This is a genomic window from Candidatus Tisiphia endosymbiont of Ditula angustiorana (assembly GCF_964026425.1).
Classification (GTDB): domain Bacteria; phylum Pseudomonadota; class Alphaproteobacteria; order Rickettsiales; family Rickettsiaceae; genus Tisiphia.
The window spans coordinates 510,044-530,369 of record NZ_OZ032143.1 but is presented as its reverse complement, the minus strand read 5'-3'; the positions used below and the strand labels follow the sequence as shown (position 1 = coordinate 530,369).

The 20,326-nt window shown below is 33.2% G+C and carries 16 protein-coding genes and 1 pseudogene; 12 read left to right on the top strand and 5 right to left on the bottom strand.

Annotated features, from left to right (window positions below):
- The first annotated feature begins 50 nt into the window (after nucleotides 1–50).
- Nucleotides 51–1,559, top strand: a complete 1,509-nt coding sequence (gene lnt, locus AAGD29_RS02320) for an apolipoprotein N-acyltransferase (RefSeq protein WP_341758371.1) — start codon at nucleotides 51–53, stop codon at nucleotides 1,557–1,559.
- Between the two features lie 60 nt (nucleotides 1,560–1,619).
- Complete coding sequence (locus AAGD29_RS02315) at nucleotides 1,620–2,084, top strand: helix-turn-helix transcriptional regulator (protein ID WP_341758370.1); 465 nt, start codon at nucleotides 1,620–1,622, stop codon at nucleotides 2,082–2,084.
- A gap of 669 nt (nucleotides 2,085–2,753) precedes the next feature.
- On the opposite strand, the gene AAGD29_RS02310 is transcribed toward AAGD29_RS02315, so the two are convergent.
- Both AAGD29_RS02310 and AAGD29_RS02305 read right to left on the bottom strand, forming a co-directional pair.
- The gene (locus AAGD29_RS02310) at nucleotides 2,754–3,539 is read right to left on the bottom strand and encodes a TatD family hydrolase (protein WP_410521166.1); all 786 of its coding nucleotides are present in this window, start codon (nucleotides 3,537–3,539) and stop codon (nucleotides 2,754–2,756) included.
- Nucleotides 3,536–4,564 (bottom strand): mitochondrial fission ELM1 family protein, encoded by a 1,029-nt coding sequence (locus AAGD29_RS02305; protein ID WP_341758369.1) that lies wholly within the window; start codon nucleotides 4,562–4,564, stop codon nucleotides 3,536–3,538. Before AAGD29_RS02305 ends, AAGD29_RS02310 begins: the two co-directional genes overlap by 4 nt.
- 387 nt (nucleotides 4,565–4,951) lie before the next feature.
- Between AAGD29_RS02305 and AAGD29_RS02300 the strand changes: the two genes are divergently transcribed.
- Both AAGD29_RS02300 and glyA read left to right on the top strand, forming a co-directional pair.
- On the top strand, nucleotides 4,952–5,491 hold the full coding sequence (locus AAGD29_RS02300; protein ID WP_341758368.1) for an invasion associated locus B family protein: 540 nt from the start codon (nucleotides 4,952–4,954) through the stop codon (nucleotides 5,489–5,491).
- A gap of 181 nt (nucleotides 5,492–5,672) precedes the next feature.
- Complete coding sequence (gene glyA / locus AAGD29_RS02295; protein ID WP_341758367.1) at nucleotides 5,673–6,935, top strand: serine hydroxymethyltransferase; 1,263 nt, start codon at nucleotides 5,673–5,675, stop codon at nucleotides 6,933–6,935.
- 234 nt (nucleotides 6,936–7,169) lie between these two features.
- On the opposite strand, the gene AAGD29_RS02290 is transcribed toward glyA, so the two are convergent.
- Nucleotides 7,170–9,362: a transketolase gene (locus tag AAGD29_RS02290; protein WP_341758366.1), complete on the bottom strand. Its 2,193-nt coding sequence runs from the start codon at nucleotides 9,360–9,362 to the stop codon at nucleotides 7,170–7,172.
- A gap of 283 nt (nucleotides 9,363–9,645) precedes the next feature.
- On the opposite strand from AAGD29_RS02290, the gene AAGD29_RS02285 reads away from it, so the two are divergent.
- From AAGD29_RS02285 to mazF, 3 genes are all read left to right on the top strand, one after another.
- A complete protein-coding gene (locus AAGD29_RS02285) occupies nucleotides 9,646–10,518 on the top strand; it encodes a DUF1189 family protein (protein ID WP_341758365.1) in 873 nt (290 codons plus the stop codon).
- A gap of 306 nt (nucleotides 10,519–10,824) precedes the next feature.
- Nucleotides 10,825–11,061, top strand: a complete 237-nt coding sequence (locus AAGD29_RS02280; RefSeq protein WP_341758364.1) for an AbrB/MazE/SpoVT family DNA-binding domain-containing protein — start codon at nucleotides 10,825–10,827, stop codon at nucleotides 11,059–11,061.
- Complete coding sequence (gene mazF / locus AAGD29_RS02275; protein WP_341758363.1) at nucleotides 11,055–11,384, top strand: endoribonuclease MazF; 330 nt, start codon at nucleotides 11,055–11,057, stop codon at nucleotides 11,382–11,384. Before AAGD29_RS02280 ends, mazF begins: the two co-directional genes overlap by 7 nt.
- A 252-nt stretch (nucleotides 11,385–11,636) precedes the next feature.
- Here mazF and AAGD29_RS02270 read toward each other — a convergent pair whose 3' ends face one another.
- Nucleotides 11,637–13,088 (bottom strand): IS4 family transposase, encoded by a 1,452-nt coding sequence (locus tag AAGD29_RS02270; RefSeq protein WP_341757292.1) that lies wholly within the window; start codon nucleotides 13,086–13,088, stop codon nucleotides 11,637–11,639.
- Nucleotides 13,089–13,162: 74 nt separating this feature from the next.
- Between AAGD29_RS02270 and AAGD29_RS02265 the strand changes: the two genes are divergently transcribed.
- The 4 genes and pseudogenes from AAGD29_RS02265 to AAGD29_RS02250 all read left to right on the top strand — a co-directional run.
- Nucleotides 13,163–13,843 (top strand): pseudouridine synthase, encoded by a 681-nt coding sequence (locus tag AAGD29_RS02265; RefSeq protein ID WP_341758362.1) that lies wholly within the window; start codon nucleotides 13,163–13,165, stop codon nucleotides 13,841–13,843.
- On the top strand, nucleotides 13,840–14,409 hold the full coding sequence (rsmD, locus tag AAGD29_RS02260; RefSeq protein ID WP_341758361.1) for a 16S rRNA (guanine(966)-N(2))-methyltransferase RsmD: 570 nt from the start codon (nucleotides 13,840–13,842) through the stop codon (nucleotides 14,407–14,409). The genes AAGD29_RS02265 and rsmD overlap by 4 nt, the downstream gene beginning before the upstream one ends.
- A 198-nt stretch (nucleotides 14,410–14,607) precedes the next feature.
- Nucleotides 14,608–16,059, top strand: coding sequence for an IS4 family transposase (locus AAGD29_RS02255; protein ID WP_341757292.1), 1,452 nt, complete (start codon nucleotides 14,608–14,610; stop codon nucleotides 16,057–16,059).
- 162 nt (nucleotides 16,060–16,221) lie between these two features.
- Nucleotides 16,222–17,037: pseudogene (locus AAGD29_RS02250) on the top strand (IS630 family transposase); the annotation flags it as partial.
- Between the two features lie 290 nt (nucleotides 17,038–17,327).
- Here AAGD29_RS02250 and queA read toward each other — a convergent pair.
- The gene (gene queA, locus AAGD29_RS02245; RefSeq protein WP_341758359.1) at nucleotides 17,328–18,368 is read right to left on the bottom strand and encodes a tRNA preQ1(34) S-adenosylmethionine ribosyltransferase-isomerase QueA; all 1,041 of its coding nucleotides are present in this window, start codon (nucleotides 18,366–18,368) and stop codon (nucleotides 17,328–17,330) included.
- 167 nt (nucleotides 18,369–18,535) lie between these two features.
- Between queA and AAGD29_RS02240 the strand changes: the two genes are divergently transcribed.
- Nucleotides 18,536–20,089: an autotransporter outer membrane beta-barrel domain-containing protein gene (locus tag AAGD29_RS02240; protein WP_341758358.1), complete on the top strand. Its 1,554-nt coding sequence runs from the start codon at nucleotides 18,536–18,538 to the stop codon at nucleotides 20,087–20,089.
- Nucleotides 20,090–20,326: the final 237 nt, after the last annotated feature.

The window sequence follows — 20,326 nt, the reverse complement described above, 5'->3', positions numbered from 1 at the left end:
CAATAGCATGATGTATATTTTTGTAAACAACTTTTATCAAAATAACATTAATGTTCTTATCCAAAATATTCACCCTGATTTCAGGTATGATTAGTGGTTTAGTTTTTGCTCCAATTTTCTTTATACCTGGATTATTTGCCTTGGCACTGCTATGTTATCAAGTACAAATTGCTAATAGCTGGAAAGAAGCTTCTATATTAGGTTTTATATTTGGCTATGGGCATTTTCTAGTCAGTATATACTGGATTAGTATAGGGGTTACTGTTTATATTGATGAATTTTGGTGGGCAGTGCCACTGGCATTATTTGGTCTACCAATTATTTTGGCTTGTTTCATTGCTACAATCTGTGGCTTCGGATTCCTAGCCAAGAATCATCATTTTTATCAGTTTATCTTTTGCCTTTATTGGGTATTTTTTGAATGGGTAAGATCATGGATATTTACCGGGTTACCATGGAATTTGCTTGGATATGCTTTTTCATTTTCTGATATTCTAATTCAGTCTTCTAGTATCATAGGAATATATGGTTTAAGTTTTATTGTAATATATATATCAACTAGTTTTTATCATATCTTTACTAAACAATATAATCTATTAAAAATATTATTAGCAAATTCATTGGTAATAATCGCTCTAATAACTTCCTATGGTTTATTAAAGCTACATAACAATCCTACCAGCTTCTCAAATATAAAAGTCCGACTAGTTCAGCCAAGTATTCCACAAATTGCCAAGTGGGACGTTGAAGAATTTTGGAAAAATTTTAATCTTCATATCGCATTGTCTAAAGAGCCGGGCAACGTAGACCTAATTATATGGTCGGAAGCTGCTATGGTAGTACCATATGATTATCAACCAATCAAAATAAAAATATTAAAGATGCTGAAAAGTAAAAAGGCAATTTTAATCACTGGTGGTATAACAAATAATGGTAAGAATGGGGAGGATTTTGAAATTTATACGAGTTTATACGCTTTAACAGAAGTAGGAAATAAATTATTTGAGTATCATAAATCTCATTTAGTACCATTTGGTGAGTATATGCCTCTCAAATGGCTATTCCCATTTAAGAAATTAACCCCTGGGTTCTTAGATTATACCGCAGGAGATGGACAGCTCGTTAGTCTTGATAAACCTAATATAACCATAAAACCACTTATTTGCTATGAATCAATTTTTCCAAATTTTGTTCGAACGAGTAATAAACTTTCAGATGTGATCATTAATGTCACTAACGATGCATGGTATGGAAACTCCACTGGCCCATACCAACATTTACAGATCAGTCGTATGCGTAGTGTAGAAAACGGTCTTCCTATGCTTAGAGCGGCTAATAATGGTATATCGGCTGTAATAGATCCCTTAGGCAGAATTATTCAACAACGTAGCATCAATGAAGTAGGTTATATAGATAACTTACTTCCCGACAAGCTAAAATTTGAAACTTTATACTCACAATTTGGAGATATATGTGCCTTGTTAGCAATAATAACTACCCTTATTAGTTACATTTTAATAAAAAATCTTATCAATATCAATAAAAAATTACTTGATTAAGTTAGAATACTATACTATCATTAGTTGTAATAGATAGGGAAATATTAAATTATTATAACAATGAATAAATCTAATGAATCAAAAGAAAGAATAAATATAATTGTAGGTATGCGTTTAAAAAAGCGTCGTATAATGCTCGGCATAAGCCAACAAGAATTGAGTGAAGCTATTAATCTTAGTGTAAAACAGATACAAAAATATGAAGATGCTACTACCCCAATAGCTGGCAGTATATTGTATTTTTTTGCAAAAATATTAAATGTATCTATTGAATATTTTCTTGATATAACTAAAACTACTGAGGTATCAGAGGATTACCTATTTGATACGCAATACAACAATAGTCTTGTAAATAATATTATTGCTGAAGATAAAGCAGAATATTTAGTACCTTTAAAATACGATACAGAAAAAGAAGTATCTTATCTTGTGAAAGGATTTACCGAGATTCAAAATCCACAGATTAGGCAGAAAATAGTTGAACTGATTAATTCAATAGTAGCATCTCAAGGTAATCAAGTCTAAACCGTAGTAATTAACTAGCTTTACAAGTTGTTCAACTTTTGAAGTTAGTCAAGTCAGTTGGATTTGATACTAAGAGTGAGGAGCAAAACCTAGTACTCACTACTCTAGAGAGAAATCGAACAACTACGTAGCAAATCCAACTGACTTAACTATAACTAGATTCTTGCATACAGTTTCGTTCTTATGAGTATATTTATAACCTCAAGTATCGATGTAATAAATTAATAGTAGGGTAATCATCGCCATTAGGGGTGACATCCCACAGCTGTCGAAAGTTAGAAGAGGAAGCGGTTTTAGAAGTCATAATGACAGTTTAAAAGTTGTGGGCTTATAACCGCTGTCATTGCGAGAAGGCGTAAGCCGACGAAGCAATCCACTTATGGTTACTTTTTTGGATTGCTTCGTCGACCTACGGTCTTCCTCGCAATGACGTTACCCTATTTAAAACCCCTTCCTCTTCTAACTTTCGACAGTTGTGGGTTGGACACCCTAGGCTATTAAACCGATGTCTTACATCGAATTGAAGTTTAATAAGGTGATAAACATATCTAACTCATTAATTAAAGTTGATTATTAACTATTAGCAGCATCATATGCATTAGTCTATTATGTAAATAAATCTGATTTAAAGATATATTATTTTTATTAGCAATATGTGACAATTTCCTTTCAAACAGTAGTTGAATACATAAGATGTGTTTTAGTAAATAAAGACATAAAATTTTTGGAAGTGGCACTTGCTATTGTTTCTAGGTTTGTTTCCTTTATTTCAGCTATTTTTTCTGCTACATATTTAACAAAGGCTGGCTCATTTTGCTTTCCACGCATTGGAACGGGGGCTAGGTAAGGAGAATCTGTTTCAATTAATAATCTATCTAGTGGAATATAACGTACTATATCCTGTAAACTAGCTGCATTTTTAAAAGTTACAATTCCAGCAACCGATATATACATACCAAGGTCAAGCATTTTCTTTGCCAAATGTTTTGAGGATGTAAAGCAATGAATAAGACCGGTAAATGGTGCGTTTTGTATTTCACTGCTTAAAATATCAATAGTATCTTCTTCTGCTTCTCTTGTATGTACTATAATTGGTAACCCGGTACTTTGAGATGCTTGTATATGTTGCCCAAAAGAACCAATCTGTTTATTTTTGTCGGATGTTTGGTAATAATAATCAAGACCAGTTTCACCAATACCAATAATTTTAGGGTGATTAGAATAATCCACAATAGTTTCGCACATAGCGATTTCTTTGACTTCATTAGGATGTACGCCACATGAGGCAAATATATTACCGTATTTTACGGTTATTTCTAAAATAGCCGGTAATTCCTCAAGGGTAGTACAAATAGTCTGCATGTACTGAACACCATTATCCTTAGCCCGAGCTATTATTGTTGATAAATCTTCTTTCAACATGTTTAAATGGCAATGAGAGTCAATTAATATCATGAGCGTATCCAATTTTTTGAGACTATTATATTAGCAATTTTTTCTACTTCATTAAGTGGGAGATAATTATACTGTTCAAGCTGAGTTACAGATTCGTCTAATATTCTCGCTATTCCTAATTCTACCAATTTTTGTGTAAACGATAGATGTTTAGGTGATTTAAAATTATTAGGATAAAATATGTAAAGAGGCTTGCCAGTGGAGGCTGCCTCACTACACATTGAAATCGAATCAGCAGTAGAAATTATGTAATCTGCCTGTGATAACATACCAAAATAAGGGTTAGGTTTAGTGTTTTCCTCTGTTGGATCATAAATAATGGCAGAGGAAGATATATTGTTTTTAATAATTTCTTTTGCTGAATTGGGGGTGCGTCTACTAAAACTAATAAACAAGCTATATTCTTTGCTTTTTTGTATAAGATTAGATAATATTGTTGTAATTTGGCGAGCATTATCATCGGTAAAAGTATAATTTTTACTATTACCACCGATAATTACTGAGATAAATTTCCCAAGTTTTGGATAATTTTTACGTAATTCAATGCCGCCATCCTGTATTTTTGCTTGGACATTGTTCAGACCCCCAGTAATTCTCAATATACTCAAATCACTTGAGTACATATTTAGTTCTTCCTTACTAACTTTATCATGGTGTGGTAAAATAATTAGATCAAATTGCTTGAACGGTAGGTTAGGGTGCATAATTTGAACAATTTTTATTCTACCATTAGACTTATGTTTTAAATAACTTGCTAAAGAAGCAGTTCTTCTCCCGGCAGAAATTATTAAGTCTGGGAATCCTTGCCTGTCTGTAATAAATTCCCACGATTGTAATAGTTCCTTTTTTACATGGATAGGGCTTAATCGGAGTAAGAAATTTGGCAAATTACCCCAAAAATTATATTCAATAGGTTTTAATTCGTAACCAAGCTTGATCTTTTCTGCTAGAGCTATGGCTTGATTGGCGTTACCTACGCTGCTGTCAGCCAGTACCCAAATTTTAGGTTTAGTAGTATCTATCATATTCTTTTCTATGCTTAAACCTTATAGCTAACCTAAAAAGGTTTAAGCTACATGTTAATGTTATCTTAAATAAAAAGCAATGTCAATCTCTGCACCTTCGGATGTACCCCTAATGGCGATGATTACTTGAGCCTACTATTAATTTATTACATCGATACTTGAGGTTTATAAATAGATAACTTAATTTTAACAGATTGACAAATATATTAGATTCAGATATCCTCTAGTCCTTAAATTCGAGTAAGCGAAGAAATCTTAAGGACTAGGTTTTAAGGACTGAAAAAGAGAAATTAGGCGTCAAAATTACGACATCCTCGCTTACAAAAGGGCGGCAATTCGAATCTGTCATTGCCCACTAATAATATAAATAATTAAATAAGTAGAATTATGACAAACTGTATTAAAAAATCATTGTTTGTTACAGCTGGTCTTGCTGTAATGGGTTTGGGACTATTTCTTGGTAATCCTAGTAGAGTTGATGCTGCGGTTAAAGAGGGGCAAAAATTTTCAGATTGGGTAGTTAACTGCACCACAGATGCTGAAAAAAGACAGGTCTGTTATTTAAGTCAAGCAATTAACTCTACTAATAAAGATGGTAAACAACAAGTGTTAGCTGTGTATCAAGTAGGTTATTTGGGTAGTGGTAAGGCAAAAAGTTTAAAAATGATACAAATAGTTCCTACGGATGTTTCTGTTGCTCCAGGTACGTCAATTATTAGTTCTCAAAAATTAGTTGCTCCAGGTAAGTACGTTACTTGTACAAAAGATTCTTGTCAGGCTGTTGCTGAAATATCAGATAAAGATCTTAAAGATATTTTATCAAAAGATGCTAATCCTATCGTGGGGATAATGAATTCAGCTGGTCAACAAGTAAATCTTCCACTTTCTACGAAAGGTCTTGAAGAAGGCTTGAAAGCGTTAAAGTAACCTGAGTTCACGCCAATTCGGGATAAGAATTTGTCAATTCTTATCTCGAATTGGCGTGAGTTCGATATAACGTTACCGTACTCTCGATGCCATTCCCAAATAACATCGAGTGGGTGAGTGGATGACATACCTCCTCCTGAAGTTAAAAATAACTTTACAACTAAAATAGTAAGTTAGCCCAATGAGTATTTGTCCTAATAAATTATCTGAAACAGATAATGAAATATACCAAATTATTAATGCTGAAAAAAAGCGTCAGCATGATTTTATCGAATTGATTGCTTCTGAAAATTTTGTAAGCCCGGCAGTATTAGAAGCACAAGGGTCAGTTCTTACCAATAAATATGCTGAAGGATATTCGGGAAAACGCTATTATAATGGTTGTAAAGAGGTTGATAAAGCTGAGCTTTTAGCAATAGAACGAGTAAAAAAACTATTTAATTGTAACTATGCTAACGTTCAGCCTCATTCCGGCTCTCAGGCTAATCAGGCAGTATTTTTAGCCCTATTAAAGCCACATGACACCATACTTGGTATGTCGCTAGATACAGGGGGGCATTTGACTCATGGTGCTTCCCCTAACTTGTCTGGCAAATGGTTTAACTCTGTGTCCTATTCGGTGAATAAAGAAACTTTCTTAATTGATTATTCACAAATAGAGCAAATGGCCGTGCAGCATAAACCTAAATTGATTATAGCTGGCTATTCTGCTTACTCACGTCAATTAGATTTTAGCAAATTTAGGGAAATTGCTGATAGAGTAGGGGCATATTTGCTAGCAGATATTGCCCATATTGCCGGACTTGTTGCTACAAAGGAACATCCAAGCCCCTTACCTTATGCTCATGCTGTTACCTCTACTACTCATAAAACTCTGCGTGGTCCACGTGGTGGTATTATTCTTTCAAACGATGAGGAATTGGGCAAAAAGATAAATTCTGCTTTATTTCCTGGCATGCAAGGTGGACCGTTAATGCATATTGTTGCAGCAAAAGCAGTAGCATTTTTGGAAGCCTTAAAACTAGACTATCATCTTTATATAAAACAGGTTATGAGTAATGCAAAAGCTCTTGCTAGTAGTTTAATGGCAAGAGGCTACGATATTTTAACTAATGGCACTGATAATCATATAGTATTAGTGGACCTGCGAAAATATGGTATAACTGGTAAGATGGCCGCAGATTCGCTTGAAAGAGCCGGCATAACCTGTAATAAAAATGCTATACCATTTGATACAACTTCACCGTTTATTACTTCTGGTATTAGGCTTGGTACTCCAGCATGCACCACTAGAGGATTCAAAGAAAAGGAATTTATAGAAGTTGGCGAGATGATTTGCAAAGTATTAGATGGGTTGAAAGCTACGCAAGATAATAATGATTGTGAGCAAGAAACTCGCAAGCAAGTTAAAAAATTAGTAGATAATTTCCCGATTTATGTTTAATACCATTTCCCATTATTAACTACGCTATTTAGCACTACAGTGTAGTACTAATGTCAAAACGATGTCATCCCAGCGAAAGCTGGGATCTAATAATGTTTAATAGTTTTTTAGGCTATTTTTTTAGATTCCTGACCGAAGCGGGAATGACAACTCTGGGTAGTAACTACAACTGTAGTATAATGCTGGGTTAATAATGGGAAATGGTATTATGTATGAATTCGGGATAAGAATTAGTTAATTCTTATCCCGAATTCGCTCTTTCATCTCCTTAATTTTTACCATAATCTTTTCTAGGATATTTGAAGGAGTAAGGCCAAAATATGAGTATACATCTTCAGAACAGCTAGATAGACCAAATTGGTCGACTCCAAAGAACAGCCCGTTTTCTCCGATGATTCGATGCCAGCCGAAACTACTTGCAGCTTCTATAGCAACTTTTAAGTTACCCCTAGATAAAATATTTTGGATATAGCTAGGTTTTTGTTTAAAAAACAGCTCAAAACATAATATTGATATGACCTCAGATTTAAAACCATGGTTAGTTAGCAGCTCTTGTACTTTTAAAGCAATTGATAATTCAGAACCTGTGGCAAATATAGTAATAGTTTGACCGTCATCCCTATTGCTTATGTCATCCTCGTCACTACACTCATTGTTATCCCTGTTCCCGATGTCATTCCCGCGAAGGCGGGAATCCATAATGTCTAATAACCTTTCATGGTTTTCTTTATATCCCTGCCTTCGCAGGGATGACAGTGAATGTAGTCGCGGGAATGATATAAAACCTGACAATATATACCCACCTTTAGAGCATAAATTTTGTGAACTGATGTGGCTAACTATTTGATTTTCTCTATCTTGAATCTTAGTAATTTGAGGAACAGCTTGTCTTGTTAAAGCAAGAACAGAAGGACCTTGTTTATTAGATAGTGCAATTCGCCAAGACTCAGCTGTTTCTATATAGTCTGCAGGGCGTAGTACCATCATATTTGGTAAACTTCGGAGGGATGCTAGATGCTCAATTGGCTGGTGAGTAGGCCCGTCTTCTCCTACACCGATTGAATCGTGAGTCATTATATAGATTACTTGTTGCTGCATAATAGCAGAAAGTCGCATACTTGGCTTCATATAATCAGAAAAGACTAGAAAAGTAGCACCTACAGGCAAAAATCCTGATAATGACAGTCCGTTCATGATAGAACCCATAGCATTCTCACGAACACCATAATGGATGTAATTGCCGCTAAAATCATCTTTACTGATTACCTTACTATGATTATTTTTAATATTATTGGATAATGATAAATCAGCTGACCCAAAAATAATTTTATCAGATAGTTTGCTTAATTCTTCTACAATTCTACCGGATGAACTACGAGTTGCTTCATCTTTTACCGGGATAGGGATATTATCAAGAAAAGAACAATCGATATTAGGTCTAGCAAAATACGCTTTTTGTTCTTGACTTATATCAACAAAGTTTTCCTGCCAATTATTATAACTCACTTGATTTCTTAGCCAAGCGATGCCCCATAGGTCTTTTAATTTTTTTGGCAGACCAAACTCTTCATCCTTAAAACCTAAATTTTCTTTTAGCAGTTTAACTTCGTCTTTGCCAAGGGGCGAACCATGGGCTGCATTTGAATTTACCTTGTTAATAGAACCTTTGGCAATTAAAGTACGACAGGCAATGAAGTAGGGTTTATCAGAATTTTTTGCCCTAGTTAAGCTGGCATTAATTTGCTCAAAATCATGTCCATCAATAGATTCGGTAATCCAACCCATGGCAGCAAATTTAAGCAAATGGTCTTCAGATACGGTAAGGTTGGTAGGACCATCGATGGAAATTTTATTATCATCAAATAAAACTATTAAGTTATTAAGGCATAAATGCCCAGCTAAAGAAGCAGCCTCGTAGCTTATACCTTCCATTAGGCATCCATCTCCAATTATACAGTAAATCTTATGATCACTAAGATCTTTGCCCAATTTTTGTTGATATTTTTTTTGACCAATCGCCATACCCACTGAAGTGGCAAATCCCTGACCTAAAGGACCTGTAGTAGCCTCAATAGCTTCATATGCCCCATATTCTGGATGTCCAGGAGTTTTTGAATGTAATTTTCGAAATTGTTTTAAATCTTCTAAGTAAAAATTTTTATAATTTGTTAAATAATAAAAACTATAAAGCAACATAGATCCATGTCCAGCTGATAGAACTAGGCGATCACGGTCAAACCAAGTTGGATCATTAGGATTGAATTTAAGAAAATCAAACACTAAAACTGTCATCACATCTGCCATACCAAGTACCATACCCGGATGCCCTGACTTGGCATGTTCTATGCTATCACTTGCTAAAACTCTAATACAGTCACTTAATTTACAATATTTTTCTGAATATTTTGGTATTTTATTAAACTTCATTATAATAAATATTAATTTTATGTTAAAAGATATATACTTTACCAAGTGTGCAAGTTTTATTAACTTAAGTAACCTCGGTGTCATCCCTGCGAAGGCAGGAATCTAAAATATCTAACAATATTATCTATACTATTTTTTTAGATTCCTGCCGTTGCTAAGAATGACATCAACCCTTAAAAACTATTATATTTACTTAAACTTGCACACTTGCTTACTTTTCTAGTTTCAAGAATTGGAATACATTGATAAAAATTTTTTATGAATCTACATCAAAATAGATATTATGACAACAAAACTATTATCCGTTTTCTCGTGGTTTGCTACTTTATTTCATCAATTACGGTTATCAATTAGTTCAATAAATTTTTACCAAGATGTTTATAGATCATATACAGGGTATGGAATTAAGTACATATTTACGGTATCTTTTATATCATCATTGATTTTTTGTCTTTTTATATTTAATTATTTGTTGGCTTTGACGGATTATTTTACTGAAAACCGCACTACAAAAAGCACCACAACTATTGAATATATATTAAAACAGTTACCGGAAATCTATTATGATGGTAGTAAAATTTTAGTTAATCAAGATGAACCTATATATTTACTTGATGAAAATGGTAATAAAATTGCTGTTATAGACTCAAAGAATCAACTACCTTATAGCGAGAAAATTAAAGTTCCTATCCTCTTTAGTAGCAATAATATAACCCTTACTACGATTGAAATAACTGATAAAAAAAAGAGTGCATTTAGTATTGGATATTCTAAATTATTTACTTCTGATCAAAAAATTCTAACTGAAGAAGTCATTAAAAAGCATTTTTCCGGAATCCTTACACAAGCACCGAAGGTATTTATTTACATTTTAATGCCGATAATGATAGTTGTTCGTTTTGTAACAATTTTATTCGAAAAAAGTTTTATTATCATATTAATATATCTGTTAACTAATTATTTTGGTCCTAAATCCTCTTGGCAAACATGCACTAGGATAGTATTATTTTCAAGTGGAGTAGCCATTTTATTACAACCTATTATCGTTATATTTTTACCAGAATTGAGTGACATGGTATTTTTTATACAGATGTTTGCCTATTTTTTACTCCTTTTGGGGATGTTACAACTACGTAATAACAGGGTAGGGGGGTGATATAGCATAGTACCCTACATTTTTTATATAACCACTATTAAAATAGCTGCTGATAGTCTATTAGCAAGGAGTCGCTGAAAGCGGCGACGCGGCAATCCAGGATACGCGAAGCGTTACTCTAAAAAAACAGTTTCGCTGTTTACCTAGATCGCCACGGCATCTAAAGAGCCTTGCTATGACGATTATAGAAAAATGTAGGGTACTATGGTGATATAGCTCCTTGCAATGACGAAAAAGAATTTTTAACTTGCAGAATGTAGGTTTACTGTATATACTTGTTTATACAGTAACAATATTAATAATATTATGCAAACTCAAATCCAAAAATGGGGAAATAGCTTGGGAATTAGAATTCCTAAACATCTAGCTGATAAGTTACATTTTCAACAAGGTACATTTATTAATTTAGAAATAGCTGATAACTATTTGATTATCAGTACAGAAACATCAGAATTAGATATATTATTGGATAATATTACAGATTCTAACTGTCATCATGAAATATTAAATGATGACATTACTGTAGGTAATGAATCGTGGTAACATTCATCCCTGAAAGAGGTGATGTAGTTTGGCTTAATTTTGAACCTCAAAAAGGCAAAGAGATTCAAAAAACACGACCAGCGGTAGTTCTTACTCCTTATAAATATAACCTTAAGAGTGGTCTTGCTCTATTTGTACCTATCACTAGTCAAATTAAGGGCTATCCTTTTGAAGTGATAATAAACTTTGAACAAATAAAGGGAGCAGTATTATGCGATCAAGTACGATCTATGGATTGGAAAGCCCGCACAACAACTAAAATTCTTACATTAGACAAAATACTCATAAATGTTATATTATCAAAATTAAGACTATTATTGTAGTTATACATAGGAAGAAAACAGCCCGGCGTCTATTAGCGAGGAGCTACTTTAGTAGCGACGAAGCTCTAATGAATGTGGATTGCCACTACACTCACGTGGTCTCGCTAATAGACTCTTGTACTTTTCTGCAATTTTTAAATGCTATACGTAAGGTGAACTAGTAAGTAAAAAATATAGGATGTTCATTTGAAACAGGATAGTACACAAAGGCTAGCAAAAACGATTAGTAACGCAGGGATATGCTCCTTACTATTACCCACAAATATTAGAGTTAGCTAATTGATAACCTTGAACTAGATCAAATAACCGTTGCCATCCTCTCCACAATACAATAGGACCAGGCTCTAGATCATTTTTTCTTGCTAAATACCCACCCAATTTAGCAACCCATATTATAGCATTTTTTATTGTAGGAATTGTATTATTAGGGGGAGCTGCTTTGTGTATCTTTACATACAAAACTCGCCATTCTTCTTCAGCTAATATTACACTACATGGTAGATTAGGATTAGTTCTGCCAATTAAAGTAATAAAAAAAATTCTCCAAGCAATTATGCTCATGATTGTCAAGTATTTTATTAATCTTTCTCCTGTTGCAAGTCTACATTGTTCAACCCTAAATCCAGATTTTAAAATTTTATGAAAAATTTCAATTCTCCATCTTAAACAATACCATCTTACTTTCTCTATAGCTTCTTCAAAATTATTGATAACTATATTGGTTAGTAACATCCATTCTAATGGTGTTGTTCCACTAGGGGGACGACGCTCAATAACATTGATGGCATATACTGGTAAATTTGGCAATGTTTCTGTTTTATGTCTTACATTGTTTACAGGAGGATTCATTATAAATTTTCCAAATCTAACTTCCAAATGTCTAATCCTATTAGCTTTATTTTCTTGACTAGTATCTTTAACTGCTATTTCTCCAGCACACTGGAAACCCGATACTACCTTCCACAAATATTGTCTATCTTTTTTGGAATATTTTGACTTTTTATTTATTTCTCTATCCTGTGCAGCTCTAACTAAAACTTTAGATTTCTGAGCTTGTGCCAATTCAAAAAAATCATATATATCAGCTTCTCTATCACAAACAGTTATAATTTGGGTATTACTATTATTCGTTGCATTAATAGTGTTCTGTAATGCATTAAGCCACTTCATACTTTCTTTATCTTTAATATGTACCGCATTACCATGACTAGTTTTTTTTAACTGTTGTATTTCTTCAGGCACTGCTGGTCTATTGTGAATCTTTTGATCCAACAACCCAAGTGCTAATCCATTGGTAGCAACCGCAAAGGCAGTATGCATTATCAGACCTTTACATTCAATATTTTTAACATTCTTTCCCTCTTTTCTTGATAACACACCCAATCCAGTAGTTTTTTTATGACTAGTATATGTGATATAACTAGTATCTTGTATAACAAGAACTTTATCATGCTCTTTGATTCTTTCTACTGCTTTAGCAATATGGGCTTCTAATATTTTTGATTCCTTAACATTATCGTTTTTAAAAAAACGATATGCTGCTTTTGTTTCTGCCCAATTTCCACATGCTTGATTAATTGAGCTTTCAGGTATATTTGCAAAATTATCAGCTATCTTTATTAACCTATTTGTCAGCCTTTTATCACCCAAAATAGCTCCACTAAATTCCTCGGTCAAATAATTATTTATTATTTCTTGACTCATACTATACCTCTACAATGTAATATTTTAATTGCAAATCAGTATATTATTTTTACTTCTTTTTCACCATTGTTATTTTGTGGGTAATAGTAAGGATATGCTCAAGACGTGATGCAGAACTGCTTATTAAAAATAATCAAGTAAAAGTAAATGGCGTTATTATTGATTCACCAGCAACCAATGTTGATGAAACTAGTGTTATTGAAGTATCGGGAAAACTAATAAATCAACAACAGATCCCGCGTTTATGGGTATATTACAAACCTGTTGGACTCATTACTTCGCATAAAGATACAAGTGGTAGAAAAACGGTATTTGCCAGTCTTGCAAAGCTGAATCTGCCTAGAGTAATCTCAATAGGGCGACTGGATCTCAATAGTGAAGGGCTATTATTACTAACCAATAATGGTGATTTAGCAAGAAAGTTTGAGCTACCATCAAGTAAGATAGAACGTGTATATAAAGTAAGAGCATATGGTAACCCAAACTTTTTGTTAAAAAATTATAAAAATATAGAAATTGATCAAATACGTTATGATCCTAAATCAATTAAATTAATAAAATCAGGCAGAACAAATTGTTGGTTTGAAGTAGTTTTGACTGAAGGTAAAAATCGTGAAATTAGAAAGATATTTGAATATTTTGGCTTGACTGTTAACCGGTTAATTAGAATTAGCTATGGAGATTTTTTATTAGGTAATTTGCAACCAAATCAGTATAAAGAACAGCCATTCGAAAAATTTAAGAAATTTTTATGATACGAATTATCGCCGGCAAACATAAAAACCGGATCATACCTACCTTAAAAAACTCTAACTATCGTCCTTCTACAGGGAAAATCCGAGAGGCCATCTTTAGTATACTAACTTCAGGAGAATTTAGTGATGGCAGATTATTTACCAAGGAGTCTAAAGTTCTCGATTTATTTGCCGGCACAGCTAGTCTAGCTTTTGAAAGCTGTTCTAGAGGTGCTGGAGCAGTTACATTAGTTGATATAAATGCTAATTATTTGCAGGCAGCAAAGGAATTTGCCAGTAAAATAGGTGAGCTGGATAAAATGACTTTCCTAAATATTAATGCAGTAGCTCTACCTTCGGCTTGTCACAGTTTTGACTTAATTTTTATTGACCCTCCATATTATCATAATCTTGTACCGAAGGCAGTTAATGCTTTAAAAAAAGGTCAATGGTTAAAAGATGGTAGCATTATTGTAGTCGAACTTGCTAAAAGCGATGATTTTTTTGATGATTCTTTACAGCTAATTAAAGAAAAAATATACGGTGATAGTAAGTTGCTTATCTTAAGATATACTACTCATAAATGAAGAGTTGCAAAGATAGGAGAGATATTATAAAGTTTAGGACATTATGAGTAAGAATGTATTGACAGAAGAACAAAGAGAAAAGTTGAAGGAACGTCATAAGACAGAACCTTACTATTACCCACAAAATAACAATGGTGAAAAAGAAGTAAAAATAATATACTGATTTGCAATTAAAATATTACATTGTAGAGGTATAGTATGAGTCAAGAAATAATAAATAATTATTTGACCGAGGAATTTAGTGGAGCTATTTTGGGTGATAAAAGGCTGACAAATAGGTTAATAAAGATAGCTGATAATTTTGCAAATATACCTGAAAGCTCAATTAATCAAGCATGTGGAAATTGGGCAGAAACAAAAGCAGCATATCGTTTTTTTAAAAACGATAATGTTAAGGAATCAAAAATATTAGAAGCCCATATTGCTAAAGCAGTAGAAAGAATCAAAGAGCATGATAAAGTTCTTGTTATACAAGATACTAGTTATATCACATATACTAGTCATAAAAAAACTACTGGATTGGGTGTGTTATCAAGAAAAGAGGGAAAGAATGTTAAAAATATTGAATGTAAAGGTCTGATAATGCATACTGCCTTTGCGGTTGCTACCAATGGATTAGCACTTGGGTTGTTGGATCAAAAGATTCACAATAGACCAGCAGTGCCTGAAGAAATACAACAGTTAAAAAAAACTAGTCATGGTAATGCGGTACATATTAAAGATAAAGAAAGTATGAAGTGGCTTAATGCATTACAGAACACTATTAATGCAACGAATAATAGTAATACCCAAATTATAACTGTTTGTGATAGAGAAGCTGATATATATGATTTTTTTGAATTGGCACAAGCTCAGAAATCTAAAGTTTTAGTTAGAGCTGCACAGGATAGAGAAATAAATAAAAAGTCAAAATATTCCAAAAAAGATAGACAATATTTGTGGAAGGTAGTATCGGGTTTCCAGTGTGCTGGAGAAATAGCAGTTAAAGATACTAGTCAAGAAAATAAAGCTAATAGGATTAGACATTTGGAAGTTAGATTTGGAAAATTTATAATGAATCCTCCTGTAAACAATGTAAGACATAAAACAGAAACATTGCCAAATTTACCAGTATATGCCATCAATGTTATTGAGCGTCGTCCCCCTAGTGGAACAACACCATTAGAATGGATGTTACTAACCAATATAGTTATCAATAATTTTGAAGAAGCTATAGAGAAAGTAAGATGGTATTGTTTAAGATGGAGAATTGAAATTTTTCATAAAATTTTAAAATCTGGATTTAGGGTTGAACAATGTAGACTTGCAACAGGAGAAAGATTAATAAAATACTTGACAATCATGAGCATAATTGCTTGGAGAATTTTTTTTATTACTTTAATTGGCAGAACTAATCCTAATCTACCATGTAGTGTAATATTAGCTGAAGAAGAATGGCGAGTTTTGTATGTAAAGATACACAAAGCAGCTCCCCCTAATAATACAATTCCTACAATAAAAAATGCTATAATATGGGTTGCTAAATTGGGTGGGTATTTAGCAAGAAAAAATGATCTAGAGCCTGGTCCTATTGTATTGTGGAGAGGATGGCAACGGTTATTTGATCTAGTTCAAGGTTATCAATTAGCTAACTCTAATATTTGTGGGTAATAGTAAGGGCGCATACGTGATCGTATTAAGGCAGTTTTGATGTATGACGATGGGTATAGTAATGTAGAGATTGCTAAGGTACTACTCTTGAGCCACGAAGCGATAAGAAAACATATTGTTGATTATTAAAAAGCCAATAAGCTTAATACCGACAATGGGGGTAGTGCAAGCAAATTAAGTGATGGTGAGAAGACAGAATTAGTGACTCACCTAGAAGCAAATAATTATGTTTATGCGAAAGATATTATGCATCACATTGAGAACAAATATGGTGTGACATATACGATAACGGGAGTAACAAAATTACTATACAAACTGGGATTTGTTTACAAGAAGCCGAAAATAGTACCGGCTAAGCTGGATTTTGACAAGCAAGAATTATTTAAGTTAAACTACAGTTTGCTAAAAGGGAATCTCAGAGATAAGGAAGCTATATATTTTATGGATGGTGTTCATCCTCAGTATCAAGCAAGGGCAAGGTGTGGTTGGATAAGAAAGAACCAAGATAAAACCTTACCAACATTCAGTGGCTGGAAAAGAAAGCACATGATTGGTGCTATTAACCTAGCCGATTTGCAGTTAGTAAGTACAGAGAACCCCAAAATAAATGGGGAGCAGATAGTTAATTTTTTACAAAAGTTAGAAGAGGAGAATAGTGACAAGGAGAGAATATATTTAATCTGTGACAATGCTAGTTACCACAAATCCAAGAAAGTCAAGGAATACCTAGTAAATACGAAAATAGAGCTAGTATTTTTGCCACCATATAGTCCAAATCTGAACCCAATTGAGAGATTATGGAAGTTTATGCACCGTATTACAACTAATAATAAATTTTATCATAATTTTGAACAATTTTCGGAAGCAATAAACAAATTTTTTAGCAACATCGGTGATTATAAAGATAGGTTACGTACCTTAATAAACGATAATTTCCAAACTATTACCGTTAACCATTTCTGCAACTCTTCAGGTTAATTGAGTATACACGAATGTTCCATAATATATATTATGGAAAATAAAATTCTTTATAAAAAATATTGATTTGTTATATATAATAAATTACTCTATTATACGTTTATTAAATATGATTAAAAAATATATAGCAATAATATTGATAGGTTGTGTAGTTGAGCAGTTGGTCTGAATATTGCTATATGAATAGAAAAGCGGCATATTTTGTATTTTTACCATGGATATTTCTTAATGCTTTCAAAGCATTAAGAGCTCTTTGTAAGAAAGATAAGAAATAATAATTCTTATCTTTCTTATAGCTTTTTATAAAGAAGCATTGCATCACCATAACTAAAAAACCGCATTCTCTTATCTATAGCATATTTGTAGATATCAGTTATTTCCTGATAACCAGCAAACGCACAAACTAACATGAATAATGTAGACTTTGGCAAATGGAAGTTGGTAACTAACATATCAACAATTTGAAATTTAAATCCTGGTCTGATAAAAATGTCTGTTTCAAATCCGCCATTTGTTATTTGTCCATCAAGAGAATTGGCAATTGCGTTACTTTCTAATGCTCGTAAGCTGGTAGTTCCCACGGCTATTATCCGTCTATTTTCTTTTTTTGCCTTGTTAATTATATCTACAGTTTTTTTATCTATATGATAATATTCTGAATGCATTTTATGTTGATCAATATCCTCAGTTTTAACTGGTAGGAACGTCCCTGCTCCAACATGCAAAGTAATAAAAGCAGTTTCAATATTTTTTACTTTAATTGAGGCTAATAACTGTTTAGAAAAATGTAGCCCTGCAGTTGGAGCGGCTACTGCTCCAAGGTTCTTACTATAAACTGTTTGGTATCTATTATTATCCTCTAGTAAATTTTCGTGCCTCTTTATATAAGGAGGTAGCGGAATTTCACCATATTTCTCTAAAAATTCAAAAACTGAAATATTATCTAGAACAAATGCTATCTCAACCTGCCCCATCCCAAGTTTTTTACTTATAATAATCTTATTACAACCAAAATCAAATTGATCTCCTTCATTAAGTCTTTTTGACGGCTTAGCAAAACCATGCCAATAATTATTACTTATTGCCTTATTTAGATATAACTCGATCTTTTTACCAGCTTTATTCAATAGCAATTTGCCTTTAATAACTTTACTATCATTAAACACCATTAAATCACCAGGGCATAGATAGTTAATTATATCATGAAACTTAACCTGCACTAAGTGATTATTTGGTGCAGCTATCAACAAATTAGACTCATCTCGTTTTTTTTCTGGTTTCTGAGCTATTAATTCAGTCGGTAAGGTAAAATCAAAATCAGATAATTTCATTGTACCTCTCATATAAATTTTGGGGCGATTATGTTTTAATATAATCTGCTCGTCAATGATTATTTCACAAATCCCTTGTGTTACTGTAATATTAGCTAGACAATTATAGGTTTCTTTTCTACTATTCTATACCAATTATTATATTTTAACCTATTAAAACAGGTTCTATGTGCTTATCTAAGGTTAAAATACTTATAGCAAAGGTGCTATTTGTAATATTTGCATTGGGGACTGTAATTATTATACCAGTTACGGTATATGGAACTGGTGATTCATCTAGACATGAGGCTGTAGAACTTTTTAATACTCCATTGGTTATTAATGAAAAACGAACATTTGAACAGTTTAAAAAACAGTTGGGTGTTAACCGACCCCACTCTTACCTAACTAAGGTGGCTAATTTTTTCTGTAAAAAAACACAAGGGCAAAATGAAATCCCTCTAGAAGAGATGAATGTTGAACTTACTTCTTCTGAATTTTATGATGATATAGCCCCTAATGAACCTTATGTGGATATAGAAAAAACAAAAAAAAATCAGGAGGATACAACTGATGGACAACAACCAATAGTGCCAGTAGCTAATGTACCACAACAAGCAGGATTAGAACCAGCAGGAGAAGCACCGCCACAAGGAGGAGCAGGAGTACCTGCACCGCCAGCAGAAGCTATAGCACCACAAGAAAAAGTTGCACAGGTAGCAAGGGTAACAGCGGTATTAGCGGAAGAATTATTACAAAAACAAAAAGAAACAGTAAGAAATATTGCCTTAGCACTGAATGAAATAATTATCTTGTCTCATGAATTCGCAAACTCATCTATTGATTTAAGATTAAGCGATTTAAGACATCTAAACAATCTTTCCCCTCCCGCTGCTGGTGATGAAGATAATATTGTTCCTAAAAATGTGTGGGTTAGTGGTACGATAGGTATAACTAAATATAATGGGCAATGCTTATTAAGTAGCTATACTACTAGAACTAGTGCCACAACTATTGGGGGTGATTTAGAGTTACCTAATGGCAACATTATTGGAGGAGCTTATAACTATGTTCTCTCTAATTTTAAATACAAGAATCATACTGACAAAGTTGCTGCCCACACTCACGTAATATCTATATATGGTCAAACTAACTTATCTGAAAAACTGATACTACAAGGGTTTCTTTCCCGTGCTTTTGTTAATGTTTCTGCAAAATTACCAGTACAAAACCAGCTAGCTAAAGCTAAATTTGCTAATAGCTCATATAGTAGTAAGATAGTAGTTGCTTACAAATCAAAGGTTGGTAAAGCTTTAATTATCCCCCATATTGGGCTTAAATATGGGGGACAGGATATTGCTGGATATGAGGCAAGCTTTGAAAAACAAAGTCTATCGGTAGCTGCTACTAACAGCCGAAGATCTTCGGGGCTTATAGGATTTGAAGTAATTATGCCAATGAAGATTAGTGATACTACCCAAGTGATTCCTAGATTTCATATGGAAGTCGAAAAGTTTTTACATAATAAGCAGCAGAAGCTTCATATGCAGGTTATGTCATATCCAAGCAGTAAAGAGGAAATATTGCTGCTTGAAAAACCTGCTAAATACAACTACAAAATTGGCGGAACTATCACTATAAAACGTGGCTCAACAGAAATCATGGCAGTATATAACTATTTAGCGTCTAATAATAAATATTCAAGCCATCAAGGTTCACTTAAATTAAAATTATCGTTCTAGGCTCTTATATCGTGAGGGTTGATGTCATTATAAAAATAATTATTATTCTAAGCACCTTCGATGTCACCCCTGTGAAGGTAGCAGGGTCTAAAAAAATAGCCAAGAAAACTATTTAAACTTTTCTAGACCCCTGCTTTCGCAGGGGTGACATCGAAGGGGAATCAGGGGTAACATCACCCCTAACAGGGATGATACTGATAACTTGTTAAACCGAACTCAGGTTATATTTATATATTA